Raw genomic sequence first — 7,667 nt, forward strand, 5'->3', positions numbered from 1 at the left:
CACCGAACCCGGAACGGTTCAATGGGACGTGGCCACCGGCAAGACCCGCACCACCCTCACCGGACACACCAGCCAGGTGCTTTCGGTCGCATTCAGCCCCGACGGCAAAACCCTCGCCACCGCCGGCTACGACCACACAGTACGGCTGTGGGACGCGACCACCGGCAAGGCCCGCGCCACCCTGACCGGACACACCAACGCGGTGTACTCGGTGGCATTCAGCCGCGACGGCAAAGCCCTCGCCACCGCAGGCGCCGACGGAACCGCACGGCTGTGGGACGCAACCACCGGCAAGACCCGCACCACCCTCACCGAACACACCGGTCAGGTGACTTCGGCGAGGTTCAGCCCCGACGGCAAAACCCTCGCCACCGCCGGCTACGACCACACAGTACGGCTGTGGGACGTGGCCACCGGTGCGACCCGCACCACCCTGCCAGGACACACCGACGCGGTACTTTCGGTGGCCTTCAGCCCCGACGGCAAGACTTTGGCCTCCGGCAGCAACGACCACATGGTGAGGCTGTGGGACGTGGCCGCCAGCAGCACCCGCACCACCCTGACCGGGCACACCAAATCGGTGGTCTCGGTGGACTTCAGCCCCGACGGTCGCACCCTCGCCACTGCCAGCACCGACAGGACTGTACGGCTGTGGGACGTGGCCACCGGCAAGACCCGCACCATCCTGACCGGGCACACCGACTGGGTGAGTGCGGCGGCATTCAGCCCCGACGGCAAAACCCTCGCCACCGCCAGCACCGACGGAACCGCACGGCTATGGGACGTGGCCACCGGCGAAACCCGCACCATCCTGACCTGGCACACCTTGGGGATCGCTGCCCTGGCCTTCAGCCCCGACGGCAAAACCCTCGCCACCACCAGCAGCGGAAGCACCGCGCAACTATGGGACGTGGCCACCGGCAAGGCTCGCACCACCCTGACCGGGCACACCGAGGGGGTGCTCTCCGTGGCCTTCAGCCCCGACGGCCACACCGTCGCCACTGCTGGCCTCGACGGGACGGCGCGGCTGTGGGACGTGGCCACGGGCAAGATCCGCACTACCCTGACCGGACACACCAACCAGGTGCTTTCGGTCGCATTCAGCCCCGACAGCAAAATCCTCGCCACCGCCAGCACCGACTTCACCGTGCGGCTGTGGGACCTGCAGACCGGCAGGACCCGCACCACCCTGACCGGGCACAAGGACTTGGTGAGTGCGGTGGCCTTCAGCCCCGACGGCAAAACCCTGGCCACCGCCAGCCACGACTTGGACGCGCGGCTATGGGACATGACCACCGGCAGGACCCGCACCATCCTGACCAGGCACAGCGATGCGGTGAGTGCGCTGGCTTTCAGCCCCGACGGCAAGACCCTTGCCACCGCCGGCATGGACAAGACAGTGCAGCTGTACGATGTCGCCCTCCCAGAACCCGCCGCGGCGATCGAGAAGATCTGTCGCACCGTCGACCGCGACCTCACTCCCGAAGAACGGACGGCATATCTCCCAGGCCGGTCCGCCGGGCCCGTCTGCGGCTAGTAGGGTCGGGGGCTGGCGCGGTGGCTTCCGCTCCGTTTCCAGCCCCCGCCACTTCAAACCGTGCGTGCGGTTCTCCCGCACACGGCTTTCCGACATGGGTGCAGTCCCTTTGAAGGGGAGTGCCGAGCTGGGAGAACGCTGATCGGGGCTGTGTTCAGGGCTTCTCGTCTCTACCGTGGTGGTGGAGGAGGGGTAGCGGATGGGCTCACTGTTCGAGGAGTTGGAAGCCCGCGAGGCAGTCGCCCGGGTTCGGGTGGGAGAGCTGGAAGCCGAGGTCGCTGAGCTGTCCGGGAGGCTGGAGCTGGCCCGGGAGGGGCTGGAGCGTCTGCGGATCGCGCGGGAGACGGTCGCCGAAGTGCTCGCGGAGATGAATCCGGAGAGGCCCGTGGCGGCAGTCGATGCCGGACAGTCGCCTGCGGGTGAGCGGGTGGCGTCGGCGTATGCGGGGGCCGAGCGGCAGGTCATCGGGGTGCTGACCGTGCCGAACTGGCAGCCCGGGATGATGTCGGATGTGCTGCCGTCGGTGTACCGCGACATCGTGGAGGTGGTGGCGGATGCGCCGGGGCCGGTCCGTGCCAAGCAGATCGTACCGAGGATCGGGCTGCCGACCGAGACGGGGAAGATCGAGGGCACCCGGTCGAAACTGAAGCGGCTGGTCGAGCGGGGCTGGCTGTACGAGGACACCCCCGGTATGTTCACCCCGGCCCGCCACCGGACGGCCGCTTCCCCCAACTCCCGCTGACAGCAGGGCTCTTCCGCCTACATTCGAAGGTGCGACCCTTATCGGATGCAGGACAGGAAGAGCCCCGGAGATGAAACCGTACGACACTCATGCCACCACTGACCCCTTTGCCCGCTCGGTCAGCGCCTTCGAGACGCTGATGTGCACCCTGTCGGGCACAGATGCGAGCGCGTGGACCCACGCCGAGCTGGAAGAACACCTCGACGCGGCCGGGCGGGAGCTGTTACGGCAGCTGCTGCAGGACCATCTCGACCTCCGTGCGATGCGCGAAGAGGAACAGGTCCGCACCGGTAGCAGGCCTGCCGTGGTGGGGCCGGAGGGACGAGCCCGGCCCTGGCGGGAAACGGGACACTCACGCTGGCTGGCCAGCATGTTCGGGCTGGTCCGCGTTGCCCGGGTCGCCCACCGGGGCCCGAGCGTCGACAACGTCCACCCCGCCGACGCCGCGCTGTCGCTGCCGGCGGGCCGGCACTCGATGGGCCTGCGTCGGCTCGCGGTCACCGAAGCCGTGCGCGGCTCGTTCGACCAAGCTCAGCAGGCGGTCGAGCGTCGCTGCGGGAATGTGCTGGGCAAACGCCGACTCGAAGAACTGGTGGTCGCGGCAGCGGTCGACACTGACGACTTCTACCAGACCCGGATTCCGGTCCCGTGCAGCCAGCGGATGCCGCTGGTGGTCCAAGTGGACGGCAAGGGCGTGGTCATGCGGCCCGAGGCTCTGCGGGAGGCCACCCGCCGGGCCGCCGCGAAGGCTGCGGTCGGTGGCCATCGTGGCCGGCTCGCGCCGGGCGAGAAGCCGAACCGGAAGCGGATGGCGACCGTGGCCTGTGTCTTCGACACCCGCCCGGCCCCCAGGCGCCCCCACGACGTGATCCACCCGCCCGGCGGCCGAAGCGGCGAACGCCGCGCTCGCCCGGGGCCGAGGGCCGAGAACAAATGGTGCACCGCCTCCCTGGTCCGCCCGCCGGAGCAGGTCATCGCCGACGCGTTCGACCAGGCCCAGGCCCGCGACCCGAAGCATCTGCGGCCGTGGATCGTTCTCGTCGACGGCGCCCGTCACCAGCTCGGCCTGATCACCGCCGAGGCCGGGCGACGCGGCGTCACGTTGCACGTGCTGCTGGACTTCGTGCACGTTGCCGAGTATGTCTGGGCCGCCGCTCACGCCTTCCACAAGCCCGGCACCACCGAGGCCGAAGCCTGGGCGGCCGACCACTTGACCGCGATCCTTGCAGGCCACGCCTCCCGCGCCGCCGACCAGATGACCGCCCAAGCCGACCGGGAACACCTGTCGGCCACCCGCCGCGGGGCCGTCGACGCCTGCCACCGCTACCTGACCGGTCACCTCGACCAGCTCCGCTACGACACCGCGCTCGAGAACGGGTGGCCGATCGCCACGGGGGCGGTCGAAGGCGCCTGCCGTCATCTGATCGCTGATCGCCTCGACATCACCGGCGCCCGCTGGGGCCTTCACGGAGCCGAAGCCGTTCTACGGCTCCGCGCGGTCGTCGCCAACGGCGACTTCGACTCCTACTGGCACTTCCACGCCGCCCGCGAGCACGAGCGCCTCTACCCCACCCCCGACCGGCAGGACTTCAACCTCACCGCTTGATCACGGGCCTGCTTGTGGACAGACTGCGACCCGTGAGGTTCACAGGCATGCCCGGCGACGCGCAGACCACCGGCGTCGAGGCGGGCTTCGCCATGCGACGGCAGGCTCACCAGTGAGTGCCAACCTGCCCCACTTCCGCTACCACCCCGACCCCGTCGCAAGCGGGTCCGTCCGCGAGAGCGCCGAGAATTGCGCCTGCTGCAGCCGCAGCACGGGGTGGATCTACACCGCTACCTTCTACACGGCCCAGGATGTCGGTGGGAGATTCTGCCCCTGGTGCATCGCCGATGGCAGTGCCGCTGAGCGATTCGAAGGTGAATTCACCGACGCATACGGGCTCGACGGCGTCAGCGAGGAGACCGTGGAGCAGGTCACCCACTGCACCCCCGGCTTCCACGCCTGGCAGGATCCGCACTGGCTCGTTCACTGCAACGACGCGGCCGCCTTCATCGGCGAGGTCGGATACACCGAACTGGCAGCCCACCCCGAGGCACTCGACCAGCTTCGACTCGACCTTCGGATGGGCGGTTGGCACGACGCGTCCCAACTCGAGGACTTCCTGACCCACCCCGGGCAGGGGGCAAGCGCCATGCTCTTCCGCTGCACCGTCTGCGGCACCCATCTCGCCTACGCCGATGCTTCATAACCACGGCCCAGCTCAGCACACACCCTTTCCCTTCAAGGGAACTGCACCCATCAGCCATTGCAGATGCTCGAGGTGCTTCCCGCGGCGTTTGCGTGGTGGGGCGATGACCTGGCCGCAGGTCTGTGCGCCAAGGCCCTGATAGCCGACGTCGGCGAGGATCTGCAGGTCGAGGGTGTCGGTGAGGAGATCGACCAGCCCGGCGTCACGGGCTTGGGTGATGTCGGCGACCGATCCGGCCCGCACCTCACCGCGGAAGAGCAGCCGGCCACGCTGGTCCGTCACGACGAGGGCTTTCATCGCGTTGATGCGTCTCTTGCCTGAGACGAACCGGCCGCGGCCTCCGCGGTGGGCCGAGGGCCGCCGGACCCGGATCTCGGTCGCGTCCATCAAAGCGGTCTGCCCCGTCGCTCCGAGACGGGCGATGACGTCGGCGAGTGTCCGAAGCCGCAGCGCGCCCTCGATGCGGCAGCCGCGGTCCGCGAGCAGGGGCCTGATCTCACCGATCGCGCGGGTGATCGTGGAGATATGGAGGAATACCTGGCAGGGTGGAATAACTTCAATGTCGCCATAATGGGAGCGGCGGGGGCGCTCGCCGGCCTTGTGATCGTGGCGGCAAGCGTCAACATCGCTGAGGTCGTCAAAGCGCCGTCGCTCACATCGCGACTGGCTGGCGACATCGCCGGTCTCGTGCTGGCGCTCTCGGGTTCTGCAGTGGGGCTTGTCCCCGAGGTTTCGCCGATGTCGTACGGCTTGTCGATGGCCGTACTCACCGCCGGCGCAGGGCTTTTGCAGGTGCAGGCGACGAGACGGATCTACGAGAACCGCCACCCCGACAATCAGATGAAGTTCGGTAAGTCTGCCGTCGGCTTCGTGGCGCCCTTCGCATACCTCGTCGGTGCCGCGCTCCTTATCACCGGGTCGCCACAGGGCGTCGTATGGTTCGCCGCCGGTTCCATCGTCGCAATCATCACGGCGCTCGTCATCTCCTGGATTGCACTGGTCGAAGTCCTGCGCTGAGAAGACACACGCGTGCCGCGCGCCTGGTCCAGCCCTGCTTTCCGGGCGGTCTCGACCAGCAGCACAGGCCCCGGCCTGGGTCAGCCCGAGGCATGGGCGGGTGTGCGACGCGCTGCGCCGTCTGTCCGGTCGGCGCCGCGAGAACCATGGCCAGGGCTGCCATCAGGAGGGCTCGTAGGGCCAGCCGTGCTCTCGCTCCACCTGTGCGCAGGCGGTCGCCGCCGTGCCCGGGGCCGGCCGGGAAGCGGGCGTCGTGCAGGGGTCTGTGCCTGAACATCAGGTTTTTCTCCTCTTCGCGTCAGGAGGGACCAGCGGCTCTGCCGCGGCGGTCCCGCGCTCCGCGCATGTGGTGATCAGCGGGGTCGGCGCAAGCCGATCACCTTCCGCCACTCCCGACCCCTCGGCGGGGATCGATCGGAGCAAGCGGAGCCTCTCTTGGGCGCCCGGACCACTGCTCTCGCCCGTCACCTACGGGTCCACACCAGCACCGTCTGCCCGGACTTGTGCATGCTGTACGCCGCTCGCCACCGGAGGCCCAAAGGCAGTGGTTTCCCTCGGTGCACCGTCACCCGCCGCCTCGACGTCCTCGCCCCTCACAGGCCACCGAAGACCTCGCCGCCGCCCCCAGATGGCCACCTGCGGCGACAGAGCACTTCTAGTGGGGCCGTCTGTCCTCTGACATGGGATCTTGGCTGTGTGCCAGGAGAGTTTGACGACCAGTAGTCCTGTCACCTGATCTTGATCGTTCGAATGAATGCAGAGGTGGGGAATGTGATTGTTCTGGTGCTGCTCGGTCTGTTGGCGTTCGCCGTTGGCGGGTGCGCCTGTGTGGTGTGGGCCGAGCGCGGCGGGCCCCGGTGGGTCCGCGCCGTGGCGACCGTGACGCTCGCTGCGGGCGAGCTGGTGCGCCGCTCCGAGAAGAACCGGCGCCGCCGCCGGAGCCTGACCGGGACCGCTGACGACGGGGAGTAGGAACTGAACCGGGCGGTCAAAGTCACCTGGCAAACGGTCAAGATCCGCGCGGCGTGATCGGGCAGGGCCAGCGGGCCGTGTGTTGCTTCCGGTTCGGCAGCTGTATGTCGGGTTCAGTCGGCCGACGGGCTGGTCACCTTCCGGCCGATCGACCCGGCGCACACCGAGGTGACGCTGATGATGGACTTCGATCCGGAAGGCATGGCCGAGAACATCGGAGACAAGCTCGGTTTCGTCGACCGGCAGGTCAAGGGCGACCTGAAGCGGTTCAAGTACTTCATCGAAGACCGCGGCGCCGAGACGGGCGCCTGGCGCGGCAGCGTCTGACCGGCCCTTCGCCTGCCGGGGGGCGGCCCCCTGGCAGGCACTCGCGGCACGTCAACCGTGGTGGCGACCTCGCGGAGTTGGCATGACCGGGCGGCGGGCGCTGGGGGCGTGAGTGACACTGCCGCGTGAGCCGCACCCTGGATCAGGGGCCTTCCCCGGCGCGCCCCCGCCGGTAGTCCGGGCGTTGCTGTTATCCAGCAGAAAGCCCCCGGGTCCCGGTCCAGAGGACTTCGACTCATGGCGCTCGTCCCCTGCACGGCCGACACGGCGCGCCGGATCCTCGCCCAGACGGCCAGTACCACCATGGTGGACATGGCCGGCGCCGTCACCGCGCTGCGCACGGTCGATCCTGTCGTGCCGGCCGTGGAGCGGGCCCTGCACCGGGCGCTGAGGGCTACAAGCAGCGCGCGCTGTTGAGCGGTGCATCGCCTGAAGCCGCGGCGCGGCCTGGCCATACGAACGACACGCTCGCCATCGCCTGTCCGGCGGCAGTGCATCTGCACTGCTCAGGTCCATCGCGCGGATGAGGCATCCGCTTACCTGTGCAGGGTGAGGCGGCGGGGCCCTTGGGTGGCCGCTCTGGGCGAGTCCGGGGCCGGACTCTATGCGGCGGGTGTGTGGGGGAGGAGTTGGGCTTGGCCGAGGGGGAGGGCGCAGCCGTCGGGGGCCGGTCGATGATGCGGCCGAGGAGGGTGGGGCCGGCGAGGCGGGCGATCACGGCGAGGACGGCGCCGGTCTCCCAGCGGGCGGTGGCCGGTGTCGTGCCGGTTCGGGCGGCGACGTCTTTGACGAAGGATCAGCCGGTGAGCTGCTCGGTGTC

9 protein-coding genes are annotated in these 7,667 nt (G+C 69.2%); 8 read left to right on the forward strand and 1 reads right to left on the reverse strand.

The features are described 5' to 3' along the window. The 4 genes from J7F03_RS39055 to J7F03_RS39070 form a co-directional block, all read left to right on the forward strand. Positions 1–1,537, forward strand: a 1,537-nt coding sequence (locus tag J7F03_RS39055; protein WP_214957964.1) for a WD40 repeat domain-containing protein, incomplete at its 5' end; no start/stop codon positions are given. A gap of 199 nt (positions 1,538–1,736) precedes the next feature. Continuing rightward, positions 1,737–2,279 carry a hypothetical protein gene (locus tag J7F03_RS39060; RefSeq protein WP_214957965.1) on the forward strand — a complete coding sequence of 181 codons (543 nt, stop codon included), beginning with the start codon at positions 1,737–1,739 and terminating at the stop codon, positions 2,277–2,279. Between the two features lie 70 nt (positions 2,280–2,349). Continuing rightward, positions 2,350–3,885 carry an ISKra4 family transposase gene (locus J7F03_RS39065; protein WP_214957966.1) on the forward strand — a complete coding sequence of 512 codons (1,536 nt, stop codon included), beginning with the start codon at positions 2,350–2,352 and terminating at the stop codon, positions 3,883–3,885. A 112-nt stretch (positions 3,886–3,997) separates the two neighbouring features. Beyond that, positions 3,998–4,531, forward strand: a complete 534-nt coding sequence (locus J7F03_RS39070) for a CbrC family protein (protein WP_214957967.1) — start codon at positions 3,998–4,000, stop codon at positions 4,529–4,531. A 12-nt stretch (positions 4,532–4,543) separates the two neighbouring features. Here J7F03_RS39070 and J7F03_RS39075 read toward each other — a convergent pair whose 3' ends face one another. Beyond that, the gene (locus J7F03_RS39075) at positions 4,544–4,918 is read right to left on the reverse strand and encodes a transposase family protein (RefSeq protein ID WP_214957968.1); all 375 of its coding nucleotides are present in this window, start codon (positions 4,916–4,918) and stop codon (positions 4,544–4,546) included. 138 nt (positions 4,919–5,056) lie between these two features. Here J7F03_RS39075 and J7F03_RS39080 point away from each other — a divergent pair, with 138 nt between their 5' ends. From J7F03_RS39080 to J7F03_RS39095, 4 genes are all read left to right on the forward strand, one after another. Continuing rightward, a complete protein-coding gene (locus J7F03_RS39080) occupies positions 5,057–5,548 on the forward strand; it encodes a hypothetical protein (RefSeq protein WP_214957969.1) in 492 nt (163 codons plus the stop codon). Positions 5,549–6,319: 771 nt separating this feature from the next. Then, complete coding sequence (locus J7F03_RS39085; RefSeq protein ID WP_374104454.1) at positions 6,320–6,520, forward strand: hypothetical protein; 201 nt, start codon at positions 6,320–6,322, stop codon at positions 6,518–6,520. Positions 6,521–6,697: 177 nt separating this feature from the next. Then, positions 6,698–6,847, forward strand: coding sequence for a hypothetical protein (locus tag J7F03_RS39090; protein WP_214957971.1), 150 nt, complete (start codon positions 6,698–6,700; stop codon positions 6,845–6,847). 237 nt (positions 6,848–7,084) lie between these two features. Further along, positions 7,085–7,264: a hypothetical protein gene (locus J7F03_RS39095; RefSeq protein ID WP_214957972.1), complete on the forward strand. Its 180-nt coding sequence runs from the start codon at positions 7,085–7,087 to the stop codon at positions 7,262–7,264. Positions 7,265–7,667 lie beyond the last annotated feature (403 nt).

It is taken from the genome of Streptomyces sp. ISL-43, assembly GCF_018614195.1.
Taxonomy (GTDB): domain Bacteria; phylum Actinomycetota; class Actinomycetes; order Streptomycetales; family Streptomycetaceae; genus Streptomyces.

What these genes read in the sequence shown, in the direction of transcription:
- J7F03_RS39060 (WP_214957965.1), top strand. Translation starts at nt 1,737, where the DNA reads ATGGGCTCACTGTTCGAGGAGTTGGAAGCCCGCGAGGCAGTCGCCCGG.
- J7F03_RS39065 (WP_214957966.1), top strand. Translation starts at nt 2,350, where the DNA reads ATGAAACCGTACGACACTCATGCCACCACTGACCCCTTTGCCCGCTCG.
- J7F03_RS39075 (WP_214957968.1), bottom strand. Translation starts at nt 4,918, where the DNA reads ATGGACGCGACCGAGATCCGGGTCCGGCGGCCCTCGGCCCACCGCGGA.
- J7F03_RS39080 (WP_214957969.1), top strand. Translation starts at nt 5,057, where the DNA reads ATGGAGGAATACCTGGCAGGGTGGAATAACTTCAATGTCGCCATAATG.
- J7F03_RS39090 (WP_214957971.1), top strand. Translation starts at nt 6,698, where the DNA reads ATGATGGACTTCGATCCGGAAGGCATGGCCGAGAACATCGGAGACAAG.
- J7F03_RS39095 (WP_214957972.1), top strand. Translation starts at nt 7,085, where the DNA reads ATGGCGCTCGTCCCCTGCACGGCCGACACGGCGCGCCGGATCCTCGCC.